We start from the raw sequence: 22,149 nt of genomic DNA on the forward strand, positions 1-22,149 counted from the left end.
AATGTTGACCGACCAGCCGCCCTCACCGTCACCGGTCGAACGGCCCGGTCCCGCCGACCTCTATTCCCGATCCGTCCGCGACGAAGCGCGCAAGGCCGCCGTTTGGCTGGGCATGGCGCTGCTCATCGTCGGAGTCATCGTCCTGTCGCAGCCGCTGCTGCTCATCATCGGCGGCATGGTGTTCGCAGTGGTGCTGGACGGGGGCGCCCGCCTCCTCGGCAGGGTCCTGCCGATCGGTCGCGGCTGGCGGTTGGCGATGGTCACCATTGCCGGCTTCGCCTTTGTCGGCTGGGTCTTTTACTTCGCCGGGACGACGCTCGCGGGACAGGCCGAAGAGCTACGAATCGTCGTCACCGAGCAGGGCCGCCGCCTGTTCGCGTTTCTGATCGAGCTCGGCCTGATGCCGGCGGATGGAACGGGCCTGCAAAGCTTCAGCCAGCAAATGCTGGGAGGCGTTGGCCGGCTCACCACCGCGGTCAGCACGGCGGTCGGCGCTGTGGCATCGATCCTGATGATCATGGTCATCGGCATTTTTATCGCGATCGAACCGCGACTCTATGATCGTGGCTTCGCCTGGATGCTTCCCGTCGAGAAGCGCAGCAGCTTCTATGAAATCAGTGACAAGGTCGGCTTCACTCTTCGGCGACTGCTGGCCGGCCGTATCGTCGGCATGATGTTCGAAGGGGTTTTCACCTTTGCCATGCTTGCCATCGGCGGCGTGCCCATGGCGGCGCTGCTCGGTCTTTTGACCGGCATGCTGGCCTTCATCCCCAACATCGGCGCAATCATTTCGGGCGCGCTGATGGTCGCCGTCGGATTTTCGGCGGGCCCAGGCGAAGGGCTATGGGCGATCTTCGTCTATTTCTTCGTGCAGAACGTCGATGGCTATCTGGTCGTGCCCTACATCGCCCGGAGGACCGTGGACCTTGCGCCCGCACTGGTGCTTGCCGCACAGCTTCTGTTCGGCGCGCTATTCGGGATCCTCGGCCTGTTGCTGGCGGACCCGATCCTCGCATCGATCAAGGTAACGCTGCAGAAGCTGAGCGAACGGCAAGAGCCTGCGCCTCAGGTAGCGGCGGCAACTGCGCCGCCGCGAAAACCCGCGACGCGAAAACGCAAGAAAACCTAGCTGTTACTGGCCTTGCGGGCCAGCGCCTGCCGACAAGGCGGCATTGGGCGCCACCTGCAGCACATGGACGTCGAAGCTAAGGTCCTCGTTGGGACCGATCGGGCTTCCGGCGGGCGGATTGGGGCCATAGGCAAGGCGGCCCGGAATCACGATCTTGTAGCGTCCGCCCTGCTGCATCTTGGTCAGCGCTTCACGGAAACCAGGTACGACCTGCATCACCAGGAACGGAGCCGGGCCCCGCCCTTCGGTGGAATCGAACACCGTGCCGTCCTCGGTCCGGCCGGTATATTCGATGATCACCCCATCCATTTCGGTGACCAAGGGCCCGCTGCCGGCCGTCACCGTATCGACGACGACGTTCTTGAACTGGCCTGCCCCGAAATAGGCAATGGCGAAGGCGAGCGCGATCAGTGCGGCGACGGCGAGCCACAACCTCATCAGCGTGCCTTTCGCGACGGGGCGAAGCGGAACCTGGGAAACCGACATGACGAGCCCTCGCGAACTGAGGGGAATAGAGAGAGGGCCGGCGTACCAGCCCTCAAGCGGCCTTAGCGGGCGCCTTCGCGCTCGATCCGCTTGCGCTCGAGCTTGCGGGCCCGGCGGATGGCGGCTGCACGCTCGCGGGCGCGCTTCTCGGACGGCTTCTCGTAGTGACGGCGAAGCTTCATCTCGCGATAGACGCCCTCACGCTGCAGCTTCTTCTTGAGCGCCCGCAGCGCCTGGTCGACATTGTTGTCGCGAACGATGATTTGCATAAAAGCCGTCGTGCCTCCTTCAAACTGCCCGAAAACCTGGGCGTGCCCGGCGTCAAAGCCGGTTCATCCGGCCCTGGTTTCGCTAGGCAATGAATATTGTCGCCTGCGCTGCAAGGCGCGTGCGGAGGCGGCCCATTAGCAGCGGTCCCCTTGCTTTTCAAGGCACTAGAAGTTCCGGACGGCACGACGAACCGTTGGTCTTGCGGGACGGAAGCTCGCGCAAGTCCAGAATGGGTTATCGGCGGTTAACCCTTCTACCCGTATAAGGGAGGGCATGGAGAGCGGAGGAAGTAACGCGTTGAATCGTAGGCAGATGTTGCGCCTTGGTGCGGCGGGGGCCGGCGGACTATTGCTGTCCGGCGCGGCCAGTTCACAGATATTGTCACCAATGACTTTGCCGTCCTCGCTGGCGCCGCCGGATCCGCTTGCGCCGGTGCCTGCGGCTCCGACGACATTCACCGCGCCGGGCGGAATCAATCCGACCCTGTTCTCGAAAGCCAAGGCAGCGCTCGATTCGCGCGCCTGGATTCGCAATCGCGATTTCATCGGAGTGGTCGACTTCGAACAGGGATCGGGCGACCCTCGATTCCATGTCGTTCATCTGCCCAGCGGCCACGTTGAAAGCTTCCGTGTCGCCCATGGCAGCGGCTCGGATCCCGCCCACACGGGCTTTCTCGATCACTTTTCGAACCGGCCCGGCTCGGAGGCGACCTCGAACGGCGCCTATACGACTTCGGAGACCTATCAGGGCAAGTACGGCCTTTCGATGAAGGTCCGCGGCCTCGACTGGACGAACAACAATGCCGAATCGCGAGCCATCGTGATTCACAACGCCTGGTATGCCGAACCGGAAATGGTCGAGCTCCACGGCAAGCTGGGCCGCAGCCAAGGCTGCTTCGCCTTCAGCCGCAAGGACCAGTGGCACGTCATGCAGAGGCTTGGCGAAGGCCGCCTGATCTACGCCGACAAGCTGGCATAAGACTCAAAATTCAGCTGAGCAGAGAAAAGGGCGGGTCCTCGCGGACCGGCCCTTTTTCATTCCCTAGTTGGTCGCAACCTTCTGCGCTGGCGCCTTGCCGGGCGCCTTGCCGTCGGTGTCGAGCAGTGCGGCGATGACCTGATCGTCACGCTTGTAGAGGTCGCTGTAATTGATGACCGACCCGTCGAGCAACGCGGCCACGCTGAAATAGACGATATGCACCGGCACCGGCTTCACGAACTTGGCCTCAACGGACTTCTTGGACGCCAGCACCTCGTCGATCTTCGTCCGGGTCCACTCGCCGCTATCGTCGCTGCCCAACTCTGCCGCCAGGTCGTGGATATTCTGCGTCCGGACGCAGCCATGCGACAGCGCTCGAACCTGGCTATTGAACCGGCTCCGGGCATTGGTGTCATGCAAATAGATGGCCTGTGAGTTAGGCATGACGAATTTCATCTGGCCCAGCGCATTGGTCGGCCCGGGCGGCTGCCGCCAGCGCTGGACCTTGCCGTCCTTGCCCTTGACGGGGACATATCCCGCCTTGCCGCGCACTTCCGGCTCGATGCTCTTCGGCACTTCCCACCAGGGATTGAGAATGACGCCCGTCGCCATCGCCGACAGCTGCGGCGTCGGCGTCTTGATCGCGCCCGCGACCGCCCGCTGCTTCCAGCGAGTCACGCCATTCTCGACCAGCGTCGCATAGAAGGCCGGGACATTGACGATGACATATTTCTGGCCGAGGTCGCGCGGCAGCCAGCGCCAGCGGTCCATGTTCAGGCGGATCTTGTTGATCTTCTGGGTCTCGCCCTTTGGCGCAACCGACAGCGCATTCTTGAGCGCGCCATATTGCGGATGCGTCGGCAGCAGGCCGTTCAGGGAATCCGCTATGCGATTTTCCCTTAGGGCAGTCTCCAGCAGCAAGCGCTGCCGGGCCTCGTCGAGATCCTTGTCCACGACATGCCAGTCGATCCGCGCATCGCCACGGACATGGCCCAGCGCCAGATCGGAAGAAACCTTGTTGAACCGATCCGTCGCGGCCTGAGCCAATATCATCGGATCGCGCGACTGCATGGCGAGCTCGAGGCCAGCCGGATCATAATCGGCCGGAGTAAGCCCTTCCCGCCCAATCCATTGGATATAGGTAAGCAGTGCAGCGGCCTGGTCGACGCGCCACAAGGGCGGCGGAGGCGGAGGTAGCGGTGCCGGTTCCGCTACCGCAGGCGCCGGTTGAGTCGTGGCCGTGTTCGTGGCTCCGGGTTGGGCAGCAGCCTCAGGCAGCGGGCGAAGCGGATCGGCGGGCGCCGCCGATTGCGCCAAGACGCCACCCAGGGGCAACGCCGCCGTTGCCGCGAACATTGCAATCCGATTCAAACGCAACCTGGTCACTTGCTTCAACCCCCGCTTCAAAATTGCCGGCATTCCTTGCTGATCGCCGCCCATATTAGTCCTCGCAGGCATACACAGGATGAACCACCCGCACTAGGCTGTCCGCGACACGTTGAGCGGCGTTCGCGCCGTTGCGAACCAATCGTTAAACAGTTGGGAAGCATAATCTTTGTCGCGATGACAGCCCGCAAAGGAAAATGCCGATGACTTCGCGGTTCCAGCTTCATGGCAACATGATCCCGCGTACCGTCAAGCGCATGTTCGACGAACGCGCAGAGACGCGGCTCGATGCCGAATCCCAGACGGTGGTCCTGTCGGTGCGGGGACGCAACCACATCGTCTCCCTGGTCAATCTGTCGCACTCGGGAGCGATGGTGCGCTTCACCGGCGAAGCCCACATCGGAGAAACGGTTTCCCTTCAACTGCTTGACCGCGGCACGATTGCAGGTCAGGTGCGTTGGCTGCGCGATGGGCGAATGGGCGTGTATTTTTCCCGGCCGCTGGAATAGCTGCCGTTGGAGATGAACTTTCGAATGATCAAGGCGCGGATCGAAGAGGCGCGTGACACCAGTGACCGGCGACGTGCGTCGCGCCGGCTGGTGGATCTTGGCGCTCGGGTACGCGAACTTGGGACGGAAGGTTTCGAGGCCAAGGTCCTCAACATCTCCGAGACCGGCTTTATGGCCGAGGCCGATGGGGATTTTGAAGTCGGCACCCGAATCTGGCTTATCCTGCCGGGCCGCGAGCGCGCTAACGCACTGATCCGCTGGACCGCGGGTAGAAAGCTAGGCGCGGAATTCGCCGAGCCGATTTCACTTGAGGGTCTGCAGAATTAGGGCCGTCCAACCGCCTGCCTCACGCTCGGCGTAATTCCCGTAACGATCCGCTTTATCCCCTCATATGTCGGATGCATTCCGTCGGCTTGCACCATTCCCTGCTGTGCGGCGACGCCATCCAGGAAGAACGGATAGATCGCCGCGCCATGTTTTCGGGCGAGTGAGCCATAGATTGCGTCGAACCGGGCAATATAGGCCGGGTCCAGATTGGGCGCGGCTCGCATCCCGGTCAGAAGCACCGGAACCTGCCGGCGTTTGAGCTCCGCCAGCATGGCGTCGAGATTGGCTTCGGTGAGACCTGGATCCAGCCCGCGAAGCATGTCGTTGGCCCCAAGTTCCAGGATGACGAGGTCCGGCTTCCGCTCCATTCCATCCAGCGTCCAGCCGAGCCGGGCCTTTCCGGCCTCTGTCGTATCGCCCGAAACGCCGCCGTCGACGACTTTGGCGGCGATACCGTGCCGGCGAAGAACGGCCTGTAGCTGCGGCGCGAAGCCAAGGCCCTGATCCAACCCGTAACCGGCAGTCAGGCTGTCGCCGAATGCGAGCAATAACGGCCGCTCGGAAGGCGGGCTCGCGCCCACCAAAGTGATCGACAAAAGGGCTGCGGCAATCGACCGGCGGATCATGGCCGACAAGGTGGGGCCATTGTGGCTGCGGAACAAGCCACCTAACTGCTTCGGCATGAAAGAACCATTGATCGAGCTTGACGATGTCCGCCTGACATTGGGCGAAGGCGAAGTCCGAACCGAGATTTTGAAGGGCGTCAGCCTGAAGCTCGAGGCAGGAGAAAGCGTTGCCGTCCTCGGTCCATCGGGCTCGGGCAAAAGCTCGTTGATGGCTGTCGTCGCCGGCCTTGAGCGAGCCGATGCCGGCCAGGTGCGGCTTGCTGGCCGGGACATAAGCGGACTCAATGAGGATGCGCTGGCAAGGCTTCGCGGACGTTCGCTCGGGATCATCCTGCAGGCCTTTCACCTGCTTCCCACCATGACTGCGCTGGAGAATGTGTCCGTCCCGCTGGAGCTCGCCGGAGTTGACGATCCGCGTGGGCGGGCGGCTTTCGAACTAGAGCAAGTTGGACTTGGTCACCGCCTTACCCATTATCCCGCTCAACTTTCGGGCGGCGAACAGCAACGAGTGGCAATCGCCCGAGCAACCGCGCCTCGTCCGGAGCTGCTTTTGGCTGACGAACCGACGGGCAACCTGGACAGCAAGACCGGCAGCGCGATCATCGACCTGCTGTTCGAACGTGCGGGTCACGCGGGCGCTGGCCTCCTTGTCATCACGCACGACGCTGCGGTCGCCGCGCGAGCGGGGCGGACCGTCCATATGTCCGACGGACGCCTGACCGCGTGAGCCTGCCGATCCGCCTGGCCCTGCGCGACCTCAGGGGCGGCCTGTCCGGTCTTGGCCTCCTGTGGTTGTGCCTGGCGGTTGCCATCGCCGGACTCGCCTCGGTGACCAGTCTCGCCTCCTCGATCGACAGGGCGATTGCCGACAATGGCCGCGCGATGCTCGGCGGCGACTTGTCCTTGTCGGTCGCGCAGCGTGACGCCGGCCAGGATGAGCGTGCGGCGATCGATTCACTCGGCCGCTCGTCGAAAACGGTCATGACCCGTTCCATGCTGATCGCGCCCGACGGTCGCAGCCAGCTGGTCGAACTGACGGGTGTCGACCCGAACTGGCGGCTGGCGGGCGATGTCGACTGGGGTGCCGGTGGCCGGCGGCCCAGCAACAGCGCAGAGGCCGGGGTCGGGCGCGAAGTTGCCGAACGGCTCGACCTTCGGCTCGGCCAGCAGGTGCGATTGGGCCGCGCAACCTATCGAATCGTATCGATCATCCAGAAATTGCCGGGCCAATCGGGCTTCGCTTTGTCGCCGCCAGTCATCGTCGATGAGCCCGGCCTTGCCGCCAGTGGGCTGATCCAGCCCGGCAGCATCAGCACGACCAACTATCGGATCCTGCTGCCCGAGGGCGCCGACGCAGAAGCAGCTGGAAAAGACTTCCAGCGGCGCTTCCCCGAAGGGGGCTGGCGATCCACCACGCGCGACGAGGCGGGCTCAGGCACCCGCCGGTTCATCGATCGGCTGGGCCAGATGCTGCAGCTCGTTGCCCTTTCGGCATTGGCGATTGGTGGGCTCGGCATGTCGAGCGCGGCAGCGGCATTCGCCGCATCCCGCCGGCCGTCGATCGCCATCCTCAAGCTGGTCGGCGCGACCCGGCGCACGGTCGACACCATGTTGTTCATCGAGATCGGTCTGATCGCCTTGACCGCAATTCTCGCAGGCCTCGCCATCGGCGCGGCCGCCCCGGCGCTGGTCGGCAAGATCACCGAAGGCCTGCTTCCGATCACTCCGGAAACGGGCCCGCAATGGCTGGCGTTGGGAGAAGCCGCGCTGTTCGGCCTCTTGATCAGCTTCGCCGCCAGCTGGCGGATGGTCGCCAATGCCGGCGAAACCAAACCGGCTAGGCTTCTGCGCGGTGACGTCGGCAATGGCGAGCCGCTGAAGTGGCGGACTTTCCTGCTGCCGTTCCTCGCACTGGCGATTGCGGCGGGAATCGCCGTCGCCAGCGCCAGCGACCCGATGTTCGCGGCGATGGGCGTCGGCGCCATCGCACTATTATGTGGCCTGTTCGCGTTGATCGGGATCGCGATCCGCCGGACGGCGCGAGGCGCGAAGCATCTGGGCGGTCCGGTCACCAGGCTCGGGATCGCAGCGCTCGACCGCCCGGGGTCGGCCACCGGCAGGCTCGCGGTATCACTCGGCCTCGGGCTGACCTTGCTGGTCACCCTGGCTGGGACCGCATCGAGCATCCTTGCCGAAATCGACACCAGCATCCCCAAGCGCGCGCCGGCGCTCTTCATGGTCGACATCCCCCGCGCCGAAGAGCAGCGATTCCGCCAGATGGCGGATGAGACGGTGCCGCGATCCGATCTTCGGCTGGTGCCGTCGCTGAGGGGACCTGTGACGGCGGTCAATGGCGTCCGGGTTACCGACATGAAGAATATCCCCGAGGGCGCGTGGATCCTGCGCGGCGACCGGGGTCTGACCTTCGCCCGGGACCTGCCACCGGCCAACCGCATCGTCGGAGGCCAATGGTGGCCGAAGGACTATCGCGGTCCGCCCTTGGTCAGCATCGATGTCGATGCGGCGACGGCGCTGAACCTCAAGGTCGGCGATACGCTCACTGTTTCGATCCTCGGTCGACCTATCGAGGCGCGGATTGCCTCCTTCCGCGAGATCGACTGGCGCAGCTTCGGCTTCAACTTCGCGATCATCTTTGCGCCCGGTGCATTGGAGGCGGCGCCCTATACGCTGATGGCGACGATAGCGCCGACGCCGGGCGGATCGACTGCGCCGCTCGAACGGCGGCTAACGAATGAGCTGCCGATGGTCAGCTCGATCCGCGTCGCCGACGTGGTTGCGGAAGTGAAGACCTTGCTCGAATCGATCGACGGTGCGGTTCGGATCGCCACCGCCTTCGCGATCCTGATGGGAATGATCGTGCTGGCGGGATCGGTCGTTGCCACCAGGCGCCAGCGCGCGCGCGACATCGTGCTGCTTCGCCTGGTCGGCGCGACCCGGGGCGAGGTGGCGACAAGCCAGCTGATCGAATTTTCCGCTTTGTCAGCCGCGGTAGCGGTTGCGGCATTTGGCGCGGGTGTGCTCGCGGCCAAATTGGCGGTGACCTATGTGTTCGAATTTCCGTTCAGCCCGGACTGGGCAAGCCTGGCACTGATCCCGTTCGGTGCGATCCTGCTTGCGGTATTCGCGGCATTTGTCGCGGCAATTGCGGCCCTTAACGCCCGTCCCGCGGAGGGACTCCGATCGTTATAGGATCCGTAACCATGCAACCCGGCCGCACTTCGGTCGTTCATCGCCTCCGAAAGGAACGTCTTATGACTTCAGTCTCGACGCTGAGCGATCTGGGCATGGCACATGATCCGGCGCTGCGCGGATATCATGTGGTCTATCGCGAACATGAGGTGAACCACTGCCCCGGATGCGGGCGGACACAATGGCTGATTGGGCGCATGTCTGCCGAATGCGCCTTCTGCTCGACGGCGCTCCCGCTGGCCGAGGCCAGCATGCGCCATCACAACCGGCCGGTCATCATCCAGCATCGCAACCGAGTGCTTGAAACCGCCTACGCGGCCTAGCCTGCCGGAACCGGCCGAACCGGTACGTTGATATTGCAAACCTCTGCTCCGCCGGCAGGACGAATGAAGAAATCGTCCTGCCGGTTTTTTCGTGCATTAAGGTAAGCGGCGAACGAAGCGCCGGTCAGATATTCGAAGCGAGGCCGCTCTGCCGCCGGGATGTCCGACGCCAACTTCGCACCGACGATCGGGACGTCCGACGTCCGCTCCTTGTAGAAGCCGAGCGCCTCGGTTCCGCGTGGCAGCGAGCTCATATGTTCGATGCCCTGCACGATCCGCCCGACGACCGCGATGTTGCGGTCGAGGTGGCGGGGTGCGTTACCGATAACCGTATAGAGCTCGCCCCCCGTACCGGTATCGGGCGACAGGCCGCGGCCTACGCCGACCATGGCGTAGCAATGGGTGAGGTTCGCCAGTCCTTCGGAATCATGGATTGCGACCGGCCAGCCGTTCACGAACCCGGCCCGCGACGCATAGGCATCGGGGGAGCCGAGGTCCGTCACGTTGAGGCCTGCCAGCGGCCGCGCATATTCCGCGGGAGGCTTGGCCGTCACACCGGCCGGGAAAGGCTTCTCGCTTTCATTGTTGCCCCACTGCGCGACATAATTGTCCTGCACGCGATAGATGGCGGAGCTGTTCCACCACCCGCCCTTGGCCAGCGCTCGGATGTTGGCGACATGAACGGGCGCGAATTCCGGCGCCAGTTGCATCACCACTTTCTTGCCGCCCTGAAGCTCGAAGACCAGGAGGTCCTCGGCGGGCACTTCGCGCCAGTCGGCTTTCGGCGCAGCGGCGGCAATCTCGCCTGGCGTCTTTGGCTTGGCCGGCGTTGGCGCCTGGGCGGCGGCAATCAGTGGGATCAATGCAAGGGCAGCAAGTCGGCGCATCTACAGGCCTTTCGAAACATTGGGTTGCCGGAACATTGCCGCCTCCCCTTTATCGCGCAACCCCGCTAGGGGGGCGGGCATGTATTTCGCTACCATTATGTTGCTCGGTTCCGGCGAACTCGGCCGCGAATTCACCATAGCCGCTAAGCGCCTCGGCTGCCGGGTCATCGCCTGCGACCGCTACGATGATGCGCCAGCCATGCAGCTTGCCGACGCGCGCGAGGTCTTTTCGATGCTGGATGGAGTGGCGCTCCGGACTGCCGTCGAAAAGCATCGCCCCGACTTTATCGTTCCGGAAATCGAGGCGATCGATACGGCGACTCTCGGCGACCTGGAGCGCGAAGGTTGGCACATCGTCCCGTCGGCCAAGGCGGTCCAGCTGACAATGAACCGCGACGGCATCCGCGATTTTGCCGCGAAGGAGCTCGGCCTCACGACGTCACGCTACCTCTTCGCCGAGACGCGCGAGGACGCGATCGCGGCCGCCGCGTCGGTGGGCCTCCCTGCCGTCGTCAAGCCGGTCATGTCGTCGAGCGGCAAGGGCCAGAGCGTCGCCCGAACCGAGGAGGAACTGGGCACCGCCTTCGACTATGCCGTCGCCAATATGCGCGGCGACCGGCCGCGTGTGATCGTCGAGGAGTTCATCGATTTCGATTATGAGATCACCTTGCTGACCGTTTCGACCAAGGACGGGGTCTTGTTCTGTCCGCCGATCGGCCACCGCCAGGAGTCCGGCGACTATCGCGAAAGCTGGCAGCCGGTGCCGATGGCCACCGAAGTGCTTGCTTCGGCGCAGGAGCAATCGGCCAAGGTCGTCACGGCGCTCGGCGGCCACGGAATTTTCGGCGTGGAGTTCTTCATCGCCGGCGATCGAGCGATCTTTTCCGAGCTGAGCCCCCGTCCGCACGACACGGGAATGGTGACGCTGATCAGCCAGAACCCCAACGAGTTTGAGCTTCACCTTCGCGCCATCCTCGGCCTGCCGATCCCGGCGATCGAACTGGCCGGCCCATCGGCTTCGGCGGTCATCCTGGCGGACCGGGAGGGACACAGCTTCGGTTTCGAAGGAGTAGCGAATGCGCTTGGCGGTGGAGGGGCTGGAAGGCCGGTCGACATTCGCCTGTTCGCCAAGCCGAACACGCTCAAGAATCGTCGGATGGGCGTTGCGCTCGCGGTCGGTAAGGACGTTGACGATGCCGTCGCCCGCGCAGTCGAAGCCGCGTCAAAGGTGAAGATCGAATATCGCGACTGAGTAGTTGCATATTTATACATAGATTTGCATATGACGCGGATGATTCGTGCCGCGATCCTTGGTGCCTCCGGCTATGTCGGCGGCGAACTGATGCGCCTCATCGCCTGTCACCCGGCGATTGAGGTCGGCGTCGCATTCGGCGCGTCCAACGCCGGGCAGCCGGTCTCGGCGGTCCATCCGCACCTGGCGCTGGCTTATCCGGGAATGTCGTTCGCGGCATGGGACCCGGCGCTGCTCAAAGGATGCGACCTGATCCTCGCCGCCCTGCCCCATGGCGAAACGCAACGGCTTGCCGACGAGCTGGTCGGGCCCGGAATCCCATTCGTCGACCTGGGCGCCGACTTTCGCCTCGATAGCGCCGCCGAGTTCGAACTTTGGTATGGCGAGCAGCATGCGCGGCCCGAGCTGCTCGGGAAATTCACTTACGGCCTGCCGGAATTCTTCCGCGACCGGATCAAGGGGGCGAAGCTGGTTGCCGCACCCGGATGTTACCCTACCGCCGCCAGCCTCGCGCTACGCCCGCTGGTCGAGGCCGGCGCGATCGAAACGAAGGGGATTATCGTCGATGCCGCATCGGGGGTCAGCGGCGCCGGCCGAGCCGCCAATGCGGGAACCCATTTCTGCGCCGTCGACGGAAGCTTTCGCGCCTATGGCCTCACCAAGCACCGTCACACCGCGGAAATGGAAATGACGACCGGCGCCGAGGTGCTGTTCACCCCGCACCTGATGGCTGCGAGCCGGGGCATACTTGCAACCTGCTACGCGCGCGCCACGGGACCATGCGATCCGCTCGCGATCCTTCACCAGGCCTATTCGGCCGAGCCCTTCGTTCACGTCGGCGAAACGCCGCCCGAGACGAAATGGGCTACCGGATCCAACGCCGCCTTCCTGAGCGCCCGCTACGACGAACGCACCGGAACGGTCGTAGCGCTCGCCGCGATCGACAATCTCGGCAAGGGCGCCGCCGGCCAGATGATCCAGTGCGCCAATTTGATGCTCGGCCTCGACGAGGGTGCCGGCCTCACCAACATGGGAGTTTATCCGTGAGCGTTACCCTCGCCGAAGGCTTTGTCGCTGCAGGTCTTGCCGCCGGGATCAAAGCGGAAGGGCGGCGCGACGTCAGCCTGCTTGTCACCGACGACGGCAAGCCGGTGCCCGCCGCCGCCGTCTTCACGCAGAACAAGTTCCGAGCGCCGCCGGTCGAGGCGAGCCTGGAGCGGCTGAACGTGTCCGGCGGAATGGCGAGCGGCGTGATCGTCAATTCGGGCAATGCCAATGCCGGCACCGGTCCCAAGGGTCGCTCCGACGCCGAAGCGATGTGCTCGGCCGCGGCGCAAACGGTCGGCTGCGATCCAAGAGACATGCTGGTCTGCTCGACCGGGCTGATCGGCTTTCGCCTGCCGATGCGGAAGATTCTTACGGTCATCCCGAAGCTGGGCGAAACGCTGAGCCGCGACGGACATCGCGACGCTGCCAAGGGCATCCTCACCACCGATACGAGGCCCAAGGAAGCCGCCGTCGTGCGCGACGGATATGCGGTCGGAGGAATGGCCAAGGGCTGCGGCATGCTGGCGCCCAATATGGCGACCATGCTGGCCTTCCTCACGACCGATGCGGATCTGTCGCCGGAAGAGCTGAGGCCGATCCTGTTCCGCGCCGCCGACGCAACGTTCAACGAGCTGATCACCGACGGCGCCACGTCGACGAACGATACGGTGATGCTGTTCGCCAGCGGCCGCAAGGGCCGCCCCGCCGACGTGCTGCAGTTCGAAGATGATGTCCGGCAGGTGTGCGAAGAGCTGATGCTGCAGATGGCGCGCGATGCCGAAGGGATGACCAAGCTGGTCGTCATCCGGGTCAGCGGTGCCGCGAGCGATGCCGAAGCCCGCAAGGTCGCCCGCTCGATCGGCAACAACCAGCTGATCAAGTGCAGCTGGTATGGCGCCGACGCCTATTGGGGCCGCTTGCTGGCCGAGGCCGGATCGTGCGGGGTCGAGTTCGATCCAGAGCTTTCTTCGGTCAGCTATGGCGGGATCAAGGTTGCCGAGGCTGGGGTCGAAATCCCTCACGATGCAGACAAGGTGCGCGCCCATATGAAGGGCGACGAGATCGATATCCTGGTCGATCTCGGGCTAGGCACGGGTAAAGGCCGCGCCGTCTCGGTCGACCTCGGCCCGGGCTATATCAAGGAAAATGCGGAAACGTCATGATCACGACGAACGAAACCGCGCGCATCCTCATCGAGGCGCTGCCCTACATCCGGAACTTCACGGGCAAGACGATCGTGGTGAAGGTTGGCGGCGTGCCGATGACCGATCCCGCGCGGATGCGGAGCCTGGCGAAGGATATCTTGCTGCTCCATTCCGTCGGGATCCGCCCGGTGCTGGTCCATGGCGGCGGGCCCCAGATCGACGTCGAAATGGCCAAGTCGGGGATTGAGGTGAAGCGCGTCGAGGGCCTTCGCGTCACCGATGCAGAGGTGCTCGACATCGTTCGAATGGTTCTGGTCGGAAAGACCAATCGCGACCTTGTTGCCGCGATCAATGCGCTGGAGCCGGTTGCGATCGGCGTTGCCGGCGAAGACGGCAGGCTGCTGGAAGTCGAACCGATCGACGAGCGACTGGGCTTCGTCGGAAAGGTAACGAAGGTTCGCGGCGCGCTGCTCCACGATTTCCACGATGACGGGCTGATTCCGATCGTTTCAACCGTCGGCGCGGACGTGACGGCACAGCCCTACAACATCAACGCCGACGATGCGGCCAGAGCCATTGCCGTCGCCATGGGCGCGGAAAAGATCATTTATCTGACCGGCACACCCGGCCTCCTCGAAGATCCTTCGGACCCTTCGAGCCTGGTCCATCGCCTGACCGCCACCGAGGCGCGCGATCGGATCGCGGATGAAAGCGTCACGGGCGGGATGATCCCCAAGCTGCTCGCCTGCGCCGAAGCCGTCGAGGGCGGCGTCGGAAGCGCGCACATGATCGACGGGCGCACCGAGCATGCGATCCTTGTCGAACTGTTCACCGATGAAGGCATTGGAACCATGGTGATCGGGGAGAGCGGGCAATGACCAAGAACCAGCGTCAGCTTTTGATCACCGACTGGCTGCGCGAGCATCAGGTCGGCAGCCAGGAAGAGCTGGTCGCGCGCCTCTCGCTTGCCGGCATCAACGCCACCCAGGCAACGGTTAGCCGCGACCTGTTGGAGCTTGGTGCGGTCAAATTGAAACGCGGCGGATCGATCCGCTACGTCATGCCCGACCAGGTCGAGCCGGGCCGCGCGGCGGAAAAACTGGACCGCCTTTTGGCCGAATGGGTCGAAGCGATCATCCCCGCCGGCAATTTGCTGGTGCTGAAGACGCCGCCGGGCTCTGCCAATCTGGTTGCCAATGCGCTCGATGCTGCCGGACTAGATGAAGTGGCCGGAACGCTGGCCGGAGACGATACGATTTTTGTCGCCATTGCCGACGGGACCAACCCTTATTCCGTGGCCGGCATGTTGCAGCGGCGCCGTTCGGGAGCCTAATGCGCGATAGGCGCGTTGGCGTCGAATAGGAGGCTCTTACTCATGATGCGCTTTGCGGCACTGATGATCCCCGCGGCAATGCTTGCAGCGTGCGGCAGCGGCGGCAGCCCGACCGAACCCCCGCTTCAGAATGACATCATGGTCCGCAGCAACGCTCAACAGAAGCTGTTCGAACTCAACGATCTGGATCGGGCGATCGCGCTGAAACGGGCGATCGCCGACCAGGGCCTGCGATGCAGCCAGATTGTTTCAACCGGCTATGTGACGCGATTCCGCGACATGGACATGTGGACCGCGACCTGCAGCGACGATCGCCAATGGGCCCTGTTCATCGGCGCCAATGACAGCGTCCAGGTGCGCCTGTGCTTCGACAACGAGAAGGTCGGGCTGCCCGCCTGTACAGTTCAGCCCGGCACCGAGGGCGGCACCGGGCTGGAGAATATGGTCACGAATAAAGCTGGCTAGTTGGCGACGATCGTCAATCGCACTTGCGGACGCTCGCTTAAGCGACTTGTCAGTCGCACTTTCGCGTCTCCTTATATTCGCCCGCAGCCGACTTTTCCTTGACGGTCACGCACTTGCCCTGGCGGATTTCCTCACGCCAGCTGCCGTCGGCATTGACCTGCCGATCGCCCTTGGGGACGCGCTTGCCGTCCTTGATCTCCCAATTGAAATTCTTGGGGGTTGCCCGGTCGGCCGGTGCCGCCTGGGCATAGGCCGCCGATGCCGCAGAAGCGGCCAGCGCCACTGCACCGACACCGATCACAATTTTCCACATGCGAGTCATTTCACTCACTCCTTGGCCCCCAAATAGGGGAAATCGGCTTAACGGCGGCTGACACAGCCATTCACCCGTCAAAAACGCCCGAATCGTGCAAATGGCAACGCAAAAAGCCCCCGCCCCGAGGGGCGGAGGCCTTTGAAGCCCATCAATGGGTTAGCCGGGCTGTTAGCCCTGGCGGGCCTTGAACCGACGATTCGTCTTGTTGATGACGTACGTGCGGCCACGACGGCGAATCACCCGGCAATCGCGATGACGCGACTTGAGCGACTTCAGAGAATTGCGAATCTTCATGGCCGGAACGCCTGCCTTACGTATCTAAAATTGGTGGAATATTTGGAAAATCCGGGGGCTCCCTATGTGTGGAAGCCCGCGAAGTCAATCCTCAGCGGTGATGTTTGCCGCTTCCAGCAGGACCGTCAGCGCCTCCCGATCAGCCTCTGAAATTTCCGGCCGCCAGATCTCGAACAGCAGGATGATTCTTTGGCGATCGGACTGGTTCCGGGCTTCATGCTCCATGCTGTCGTCGAAGATCAGAAGCTCGCCTTCGCGCCACTGCCGCTCCTGATTGCCGACGCGAAGCGCGCAGCCCGGCGGAACGATCAGCGGCAGGTGGCAGATCAGCCGGAAGTTGAACAGGCCGTGATGGGGCCGGATATGGGCACCGGGCTTCAGCAGCGAGAAGAGAGCCATCGGAGCCCGGCCGGCGATCCGCGTCAGGGGCGCGCCTTGCAGCGCTGCCAGCGTCGCCGGGAATTGTTCCGCATGGCCTTCGACGGGCTCGCCGCCCTTCAGCAGATGGTAAGCGCTCCAGCTGGTGCTTCCGGCGAGATGGGCATTGGGAGCCGTGCCGCTCGAGCGATCGGCGTCGGCGGCGACATAGGGTTCGAACTGCTCTGCCTGGGCGGCGAGCATGGCCTCCAGCTCCGTCTTGATCGCCGGGGTGTTCGCCTCCAGCGCGGATGCCCATTCGAACTCCTCGCGCTCGTAGAAGCTGCGCTGGGGCAAACCCGGGAAATAGAAGCTGGTCGGCTCCTGCAACTGGATCGGCAGGTCGCCCCGAAGAATGCCCAGCGCTTCGTCGATCCGCTGGCTGCGCGAGCCGGGACCGAACCCGCTTCTGGCCAGCGCCTCGTCGATCCGCGCCGCTCGTTCGGCAATATGGCGGCCGACCCATTGCGCGGCCCGATCGACCTCGGCGGCAAGCATCGGCGGCAGATTTTCACCGCGCTGCCGCACTTGCTGGGCGATGCTGACCGCGGCCTGATATGGCGCCATGGCGCCATCCTCATCCCCGGTTCGCGCCAGCGCCGCGCCCTTCATCAGAAGCGCCCCGAGATGCAATGGCTGAGCCCTCAGCAACCGGTCGATCGCCGACGCCTCGGCTGCCTCGTCGCCCTCCATCCGGCATGCTTGCGCAAGCAGGAACAGGTTGCCGGGGTTGATCGCTTCAGGTGCAAGCGAACCGAGGAGACGCCGCGCCGCCGCGCCGTCGCGGCGGCCCATGGCTTCGACCGCCTGGCTCAGGATCGCCTCGGTGCCGGCCTGGTTCACGGATTCGATGGCCTCGGCCCACGAGGATCGAACAGGTCGCCGAAATAATCGCCGCTGAGCCACATCGGGCGCCGGTCGGAATCGGCCATCGAGCGAGCGATCCGGTAATTGAGCAAGGCGTAGCGGGCGCCGGCGTTCCAATCGATCTTTTGCGTCAGATCGTCCTGTGGCGAGTGGTAGGTCTTGCCGAGATAGGCACGCCAATGCTCCGCCCCGCCATTGGCGTGGCCGGTCATCAGCAGCACCGCCGGAACGCCGCGCTTGACGAACATATAATGGTCGGACCGGGTGAAGATCGCTTCCTCGGGCATGGGATCCGGGCTGACCGCTACCCCCATCGATTTTCCGGCCTCGGCAACCGTTGCGCCGATGCTGGAATGGTCGGCACCGAACGCCGTTACGTCGGTGAAGGGATAGAGCAGCAGCGGCATGTCGAGATCGACCAGGCCGACAATCGATTGCGCCGGTACCGTCGGGTGATTGGCATAATAGTCGGCGCCCAGTAGCCCCCGCTCCTCGCCCGTGTTGGCAATAAACAGGACCGAGCGCTTGGGCCGGACCGGCTGGGCGGCGAACATCCGGGCCGCCTCAAGCATGGTCGCGACGCCCGCCGCATTGTCCAGGGCGCCATTATAGATCGCATCCTCGCCGGGCTTGGGGTCCGTCTTCATGCCCAGATGGTCGAGGTGCGCCATCAGCACGACATGTTCGGCGGCCAGGGTCGGATCGGATCCGGCAAGCAGGCCAACCACCTCGGGGCTGGTGAAATCCTCCCACTTGCTTTCCGCCTCGACGCGGATGGTGGGACGAAGCGCAAAGCCCTTGGGTCCTACCCGGCTGTTCGACTTCGCCTGGCGGCGGACCGCATCGAGGGTCTTGGGCGCGCCTTCGAACAGCCTTTCGGCCCAGCCATTGCCGAACGACAGCTGCAACTGGATCCCGGCTGGAATGGAGCCTGCTTTACCCGATGCATCGACCCAATCGACCATTGGACGCCCGCCCCGACCGACGGAGGATTCGCTGGGGCCGTCGCTGCGCTTTACTTCAACGAAACCGATTGCTCCGGCCTCGGCTGCATAATCCGCCTTGCTGCTGCCGATATGCGCCGCGACGTCGCTAGGGAGGCCGGACGGAGCGCCTTGAAGCGCGACGGCGATCTTCCCCTTGAGGTCGAGGCCGCGATAGTCGTCCAGGCTGTAGCGCTTGTCCTTGATGCCATAGCCGACGAATACGAAGCCGGCAGCGAGGTTACGCGTCTTGGCCGTCACGCTGGGCCGGACCGCCGCGTCGGCGCCGTCCTTGAGCGCGACCTCCTTCCCGCCGATCGTCATCGTCATCACCGGCGGCTTCGCATGGCTGGCGCGGCGGAACGGCACCTGCTGGAACCAGCCGCCATTGTCCCCTGCTGGTGTCAAGCCGATGGCCCGGAACTGCGACGCGACATAGTCCGCCGCGATGGTATAGCCCCGCGCCGCCATGTCGCGGCCTTCCAATGCATCGGAGGACAGGAACTCGACATCTGCCCTGACCCGCCGCGCACTATCCTGTTCGGCCGTGGCCGAAGGCTGGGCCGTGGCGGTGGCTGCGACGACAAGCAAGGCGGCGGCAAGAAAACGCATCAAAAGCTCCAGCTTACAGGCGTGAACCGCCGGTTAAGCTGACATGGCTAGTCGAGCCGAATGCGGTGCGCCAGTACCGCTGCCATTCGTTGGTCGAAAGCATAGCAATTGCCGATTGGCGCGCATCGCATTATGGCCCCGGCCATATCTCCTCCCAAGACTGATTTTAAGGATATCCATGAGCATCACGATTTCGAGCGCTTTCGACGCCGGCAACATCCGCGTCGTCGGGCAGAGCGGCGACACGATCGATCTCGAGATCGCCAAGGACCACATGAGTGACTTCCACCAGTGGTTCCACTTCCGCCTGGCCGGCGCCGGCGGCCGCGAAGTGACGCTGAGGATCGTGAACTGCGGCAACTCCGCCTATCCCGACGGTTGGCCGGATTATCGCGCCTGTGTTTCCCTCGACCGCGAGGACTGGACCCGGATTGCCGGCACCAGCTATGCCGACGGCGTCCTCACGATCAAATTCGTGCCGGAAACCGACCTGGTCTGGATCGCCTATTTCGCCCCCTATTCGATGGAGCGGCACCACGACCTGGTGTCGACCGTCGCCGCGCTTCCGGGCGTCGAGTATCGCAGCCTTGGGAAGAGCCTCGACGGGCAGGACATCGACTGCCTGACCCTGGGCGAAGGTGCACTGACCGTGTGGCTTTACGCCCGCCAGCATCCCGGTGAGACGATGGCCGAGTGGTGGATGGAAGGCGCGCTCGAGAAGCTAACCGATCCCGACGATCCCGTTTCCCGCGTCCTTCGCCGCGAATGCACTTTCCATGTCGTCCCCAACATGAATCCGGACGGATCGCGCCGCGGGCACCTTCGTACCAACGCGGTCGGCATCAACCTCAACCGTGAATGGCATTCGCCGACGGCGGAAAAGAGCCCGGAAGTGCTCTACGTCCGCAATGCAATGGATGAGACGCCGCCCGACTTCGCGATGGACATCCATGGCGACGAGGCGATCCCGGCCAACTTCCTTGCTGGCTTCGAGGGCATCCCCTCGCTGACCGAACGGCAGACGCGCCTATTCAACCTGTTCAGCGAAACGCTGGAGCGAGTCTCGCCCGATTTCCAGACCCGCCAGGGCTATGAGATACCGGCGCCGGGCCAGGCGAATATGTCGATGTCGACGACCCAGTTGGCGGAGCGCTTCGGCTGCGTCTCGATGACCTTGGAGATGCCCTTCAAGGATAACCAGGACCTGCCCGACGAAGTCTATGGCTGGTCGCCCGAGCGGTCGAAATATCTCGCCGGCTCCTGCCTCGACGCGCTTCACGCGATCCTTCCCGAACTCGCCAGGGCAAAGGCCGAGAAGGCCAAGTCGGCGGAGAAGGTCGACGCCTGATGCCGACGCTTGTCCTGCTTCGCCACGGCCAGTCGCAGTGGAACCTCGAGAACCGCTTCACGGGCTGGTGGGACGTCGACCTCAGCGACAAGGGGATTGACGAGGCACGCGCCGCTGGTGCGATGTTGAAGGACAAGGGCTTCGAGTTCGACCGCTGCTTCACCAGCGTCCAGACCCGCGCCATCCGCACGCTGCACCTGGTCCTTCACGAGCTTGGATCGCTGTGGCTGCCGGTCGCCAAGGACTGGCATCTCAATGAACGGCACTATGGCGGGCTGACTGGGCTCAACAAGCAGGAGATGATCGACAAGGTCGGGGCCGAACAGGTCAAGATCTGGCGCCGCTCCTTTGATATCCCGCCCCCTCCCCTGGATGCCGACAGCCCGTACCAGCTGGCCGGCGATCGCCGCTACGAGGGCATCGCAATCCCCGACACGGAGAGCCTCAAGGATACGATCGCCCGGGTGCTGCCCTATTATAAGGCGGAGATCGCCCCGGCCCTGAAGCGCGGCGAACGGGTTATGGTGTCGGCCCATGGCAATTCGCTTCGGGCGCTTGAAAAGCACCTCTCGAACATCGCCGATGCGGACATTGTGTCGCTGGAGATCCCGACCGGACAGCCGATCGTCTACGAGCTGAATGAGGATTTGTCGGTCAGCGACCGCTATTACCTAAGCGAGCGCCAAGCAGCAGCATCGGCATGACGACCGTCCCCCGGACGGTCTATGCCGCTGCTTTAACCCGGTACATCGCCTTGTCGGCGCGCGACAGGACCGTGGCCGGCGAATCGCCCTTCTGAATCAAGGTGACGCCGATCGCGACCGAGATCGGCAGGGCCGATCCTTCGAAAAGACATTCCTCGCAGGCGATGCTGTCGACCAGCCGCTCCGCCGTCTCCAGCGCGCTTTTTTCGTCGGCATGGTCCAGAAGAACGCAGAATTCGTCCCCGCCCAGCCGCGCCACGCAATCGTTGGCGCGCGTGCCCTGGAGAAGCTTTTCCGCGACTCGCATCAAGGCCGTGTCGCCGCCCATATGGCCATATTTGTCGTTGAGCAGCTTCAGGTCATTGAGGTCGACGAACAGCATCGCCGCCGGTGTGCCGTGCCGCTCGTGGCGAGCGATCATCATTTCCAGTTCGCGCAGCATGCCGCGGCGATTGACCAGTGGGACGAGCGCATCCTGATGGGCGAGCCGGTCGAGCTCCTCGACCCTCGCTTCAAGGTTCATGACTTCAGCGCGCAGCCGCGCAATTTCTTCAAGCAACTGCGCCGGGTCGCGCTGCTCCAGAGCGACGTCGTGCATCTTCTTTGCCCCCGATGACCACTCCCGATTAAACCAATTTGACTGCAATGTGGATTCCCAATTCCACCCCTGTCCCGGATTGCGCCATGTGCGGCTGGCCATTAAGCCCCCTGTTCCTGCTGGAATTGGGGAACGGGAGAGCAAATGGCCGATCCGCTGATCGGAATCATCATGGGCAGCACGTCCGACTGGGACACGATGCGCCATGCGTCCGAAACGCTCGATTCCCTGGGTGTGATCCATGAAACGCGCGTCGTTTCGGCGCATCGGACCCCCAGGCGTCTCTACGACTATGCGCAAGGCGCGAAGGACCGCGGGCTGAAACTGATCATCGCCGGCGCCGGGGGCGCCGCCCACCTTCCGGGAATGGCGGCGTCCATGACCGAGCTGCCCGTGCTTGGCGTGCCGATCGAGAGCAAGGCATTGAAGGGGATGGATAGCCTGTTGTCGATCGTCCAGATGCCCGCGGGTATTCCGGTCGGAACGCTTGCGATCGGCAAGGCCGGGGCGGTCAATGCCGCGCTGCTAGCCGCGGCAATGCTCGCCAATAATGACGAGTCTCTCGCCCGGCGCCTGGCCGACTGGCGGACGAAGCAGACCGACTCGGTCCCTGAAAATCCGGAATGAGGCAGCTCTA

26 protein-coding genes are annotated in these 22,149 nt (G+C 63.9%); 16 read left to right on the forward strand and 10 right to left on the reverse strand.

All coding sequences use genetic code 11. The features are described from left to right. Position 1 precedes the first annotated feature (1 nt). On the forward strand, positions 2–1,129 hold the full coding sequence (locus tag LZ496_RS07535) for an AI-2E family transporter (RefSeq protein WP_249904031.1): 1,128 nt from the start codon (positions 2–4) through the stop codon (positions 1,127–1,129). Between the two features lie 3 nt (positions 1,130–1,132). On the opposite strand, the gene LZ496_RS07540 is transcribed toward LZ496_RS07535, so the two are convergent. Then, positions 1,133–1,567: an FKBP-type peptidyl-prolyl cis-trans isomerase gene (locus LZ496_RS07540; protein WP_249904032.1), complete on the reverse strand. Its 435-nt coding sequence runs from the start codon at positions 1,565–1,567 to the stop codon at positions 1,133–1,135. A 110-nt stretch (positions 1,568–1,677) separates the two neighbouring features. Beyond that, positions 1,678–1,884, reverse strand: coding sequence for a 30S ribosomal protein S21 (rpsU, locus tag LZ496_RS07545; RefSeq protein ID WP_118858261.1), 207 nt, complete (start codon positions 1,882–1,884; stop codon positions 1,678–1,680). Positions 1,885–2,182: 298 nt separating this feature from the next. Between rpsU and LZ496_RS07550 the strand changes: the two genes are divergently transcribed. Then, a complete protein-coding gene (locus tag LZ496_RS07550) occupies positions 2,183–2,863 on the forward strand; it encodes a murein L,D-transpeptidase catalytic domain-containing protein (protein WP_249904033.1) in 681 nt (226 codons plus the stop codon). Between the two features lie 63 nt (positions 2,864–2,926). Here the strand turns inward: LZ496_RS07550 and LZ496_RS07555 are convergent, their stop codons facing one another. Next, the gene (locus LZ496_RS07555) at positions 2,927–4,234 is read right to left on the reverse strand and encodes a L,D-transpeptidase family protein (protein ID WP_249904034.1); all 1,308 of its coding nucleotides are present in this window, start codon (positions 4,232–4,234) and stop codon (positions 2,927–2,929) included. Between the two features lie 218 nt (positions 4,235–4,452). On the opposite strand from LZ496_RS07555, the gene LZ496_RS07560 reads away from it, so the two are divergent. After that, positions 4,453–4,758, forward strand: coding sequence for a PilZ domain-containing protein (locus tag LZ496_RS07560; RefSeq protein ID WP_249904035.1), 306 nt, complete (start codon positions 4,453–4,455; stop codon positions 4,756–4,758). Positions 4,759–4,770: 12 nt separating this feature from the next. Continuing rightward, positions 4,771–5,085 (forward strand): PilZ domain-containing protein, encoded by a 315-nt coding sequence (locus LZ496_RS07565; protein WP_249904036.1) that lies wholly within the window; start codon positions 4,771–4,773, stop codon positions 5,083–5,085. Here the strand turns inward: LZ496_RS07565 and LZ496_RS07570 are convergent. Beyond that, on the reverse strand, positions 5,082–5,768 hold the full coding sequence (locus LZ496_RS07570; protein WP_249904037.1) for an arylesterase: 687 nt from the start codon (positions 5,766–5,768) through the stop codon (positions 5,082–5,084). The genes LZ496_RS07565 and LZ496_RS07570 overlap by 4 nt on opposite strands. On the opposite strand from LZ496_RS07570, the gene LZ496_RS07575 reads away from it, so the two are divergent. From LZ496_RS07575 to LZ496_RS07585, 3 genes are all read left to right on the forward strand, one after another. After that, positions 5,767–6,438, forward strand: coding sequence for an ABC transporter ATP-binding protein (locus tag LZ496_RS07575; RefSeq protein WP_249904038.1), 672 nt, complete (start codon positions 5,767–5,769; stop codon positions 6,436–6,438). The two genes, LZ496_RS07570 and LZ496_RS07575, sit on opposite strands and share 2 nt — an antisense overlap. Then, positions 6,435–8,921 (forward strand): ABC transporter permease, encoded by a 2,487-nt coding sequence (locus LZ496_RS07580; protein ID WP_249904039.1) that lies wholly within the window; start codon positions 6,435–6,437, stop codon positions 8,919–8,921. Before LZ496_RS07575 ends, LZ496_RS07580 begins: the two co-directional genes overlap by 4 nt. A gap of 62 nt (positions 8,922–8,983) precedes the next feature. Further along, a complete protein-coding gene (locus LZ496_RS07585; protein ID WP_249904040.1) occupies positions 8,984–9,244 on the forward strand; it encodes a hypothetical protein in 261 nt (86 codons plus the stop codon). Here the strand turns inward: LZ496_RS07585 and LZ496_RS07590 are convergent. Next, positions 9,241–10,131 carry a peptidylprolyl isomerase gene (locus LZ496_RS07590; RefSeq protein WP_249904041.1) on the reverse strand — a complete coding sequence of 297 codons (891 nt, stop codon included), beginning with the start codon at positions 10,129–10,131 and terminating at the stop codon, positions 9,241–9,243. The genes LZ496_RS07585 and LZ496_RS07590 overlap by 4 nt on opposite strands. 79 nt (positions 10,132–10,210) lie before the next feature. Between LZ496_RS07590 and purT the strand changes: the two genes are divergently transcribed. The 6 genes from purT to LZ496_RS07620 are packed head-to-tail and all read left to right on the forward strand — an operon-like array spanning position 10,211 to position 15,373. Beyond that, complete coding sequence (gene purT, locus LZ496_RS07595) at positions 10,211–11,383, forward strand: formate-dependent phosphoribosylglycinamide formyltransferase (protein WP_249904042.1); 1,173 nt, start codon at positions 10,211–10,213, stop codon at positions 11,381–11,383. Between the two features lie 39 nt (positions 11,384–11,422). Further along, positions 11,423–12,430: an N-acetyl-gamma-glutamyl-phosphate reductase gene (gene argC, locus LZ496_RS07600; RefSeq protein WP_249904043.1), complete on the forward strand. Its 1,008-nt coding sequence runs from the start codon at positions 11,423–11,425 to the stop codon at positions 12,428–12,430. Next, positions 12,427–13,593 carry a bifunctional glutamate N-acetyltransferase/amino-acid acetyltransferase ArgJ gene (gene argJ, locus LZ496_RS07605; protein WP_249904044.1) on the forward strand — a complete coding sequence of 389 codons (1,167 nt, stop codon included), beginning with the start codon at positions 12,427–12,429 and terminating at the stop codon, positions 13,591–13,593. The genes argC and argJ overlap by 4 nt, the downstream gene beginning before the upstream one ends. Continuing rightward, a complete protein-coding gene (gene argB / locus LZ496_RS07610) occupies positions 13,590–14,453 on the forward strand; it encodes an acetylglutamate kinase (protein ID WP_249904045.1) in 864 nt (287 codons plus the stop codon). The genes argJ and argB overlap by 4 nt, the downstream gene beginning before the upstream one ends. Next, positions 14,450–14,908 (forward strand): arginine repressor, encoded by a 459-nt coding sequence (gene argR, locus LZ496_RS07615; protein ID WP_249904046.1) that lies wholly within the window; start codon positions 14,450–14,452, stop codon positions 14,906–14,908. Before argB ends, argR begins: the two co-directional genes overlap by 4 nt. Positions 14,909–14,950: 42 nt before the next feature. Further along, on the forward strand, positions 14,951–15,373 hold the full coding sequence (locus LZ496_RS07620) for a hypothetical protein (RefSeq protein ID WP_249904047.1): 423 nt from the start codon (positions 14,951–14,953) through the stop codon (positions 15,371–15,373). Positions 15,374–15,422: 49 nt separating this feature from the next. On the opposite strand, the gene LZ496_RS07625 is transcribed toward LZ496_RS07620, so the two are convergent. From LZ496_RS07625 to LZ496_RS07640, 4 genes are all read right to left on the reverse strand, one after another. Continuing rightward, a complete protein-coding gene (locus LZ496_RS07625) occupies positions 15,423–15,704 on the reverse strand; it encodes a hypothetical protein (RefSeq protein WP_249904048.1) in 282 nt (93 codons plus the stop codon). Between the two features lie 153 nt (positions 15,705–15,857). After that, the gene (ykgO, locus tag LZ496_RS07630) at positions 15,858–15,983 is read right to left on the reverse strand and encodes a type B 50S ribosomal protein L36 (protein ID WP_006833921.1); all 126 of its coding nucleotides are present in this window, start codon (positions 15,981–15,983) and stop codon (positions 15,858–15,860) included. Between the two features lie 84 nt (positions 15,984–16,067). Next, positions 16,068–17,243 (reverse strand): aspartyl/asparaginyl beta-hydroxylase domain-containing protein, encoded by a 1,176-nt coding sequence (locus LZ496_RS07635; RefSeq protein WP_249904049.1) that lies wholly within the window; start codon positions 17,241–17,243, stop codon positions 16,068–16,070. Further along, on the reverse strand, positions 17,240–18,862 hold the full coding sequence (locus tag LZ496_RS07640; protein WP_249904050.1) for a M20/M25/M40 family metallo-hydrolase: 1,623 nt from the start codon (positions 18,860–18,862) through the stop codon (positions 17,240–17,242). The genes LZ496_RS07635 and LZ496_RS07640 overlap by 4 nt, the downstream gene beginning before the upstream one ends. A gap of 178 nt (positions 18,863–19,040) precedes the next feature. Between LZ496_RS07640 and LZ496_RS07645 the strand changes: the two genes are divergently transcribed. Next, complete coding sequence (locus LZ496_RS07645; protein ID WP_249904051.1) at positions 19,041–20,210, forward strand: M14 family metallopeptidase; 1,170 nt, start codon at positions 19,041–19,043, stop codon at positions 20,208–20,210. After that, positions 20,210–20,914 carry a 2,3-diphosphoglycerate-dependent phosphoglycerate mutase gene (gene gpmA / locus LZ496_RS07650; protein ID WP_249904052.1) on the forward strand — a complete coding sequence of 235 codons (705 nt, stop codon included), beginning with the start codon at positions 20,210–20,212 and terminating at the stop codon, positions 20,912–20,914. The genes LZ496_RS07645 and gpmA overlap by 1 nt, the downstream gene beginning before the upstream one ends. A 19-nt stretch (positions 20,915–20,933) precedes the next feature. Here the strand turns inward: gpmA and LZ496_RS07655 are convergent, their stop codons facing one another. Beyond that, positions 20,934–21,512, reverse strand: a complete 579-nt coding sequence (locus LZ496_RS07655; RefSeq protein ID WP_249904053.1) for a GGDEF domain-containing protein — start codon at positions 21,510–21,512, stop codon at positions 20,934–20,936. Positions 21,513–21,656: 144 nt separating this feature from the next. Here LZ496_RS07655 and purE point away from each other — a divergent pair, with 144 nt between their 5' ends. Then, positions 21,657–22,139 (forward strand): 5-(carboxyamino)imidazole ribonucleotide mutase, encoded by a 483-nt coding sequence (purE, locus tag LZ496_RS07660; RefSeq protein ID WP_249904054.1) that lies wholly within the window; start codon positions 21,657–21,659, stop codon positions 22,137–22,139. The last annotated feature ends 10 nt before the right edge of the window (positions 22,140–22,149 follow it).

The sequence above is a fragment of the Sphingomonas caseinilytica genome, assembly GCF_023516455.1.
GTDB lineage: Bacteria > Pseudomonadota > Alphaproteobacteria > Sphingomonadales > Sphingomonadaceae > Sphingomicrobium > Sphingomicrobium caseinilyticum.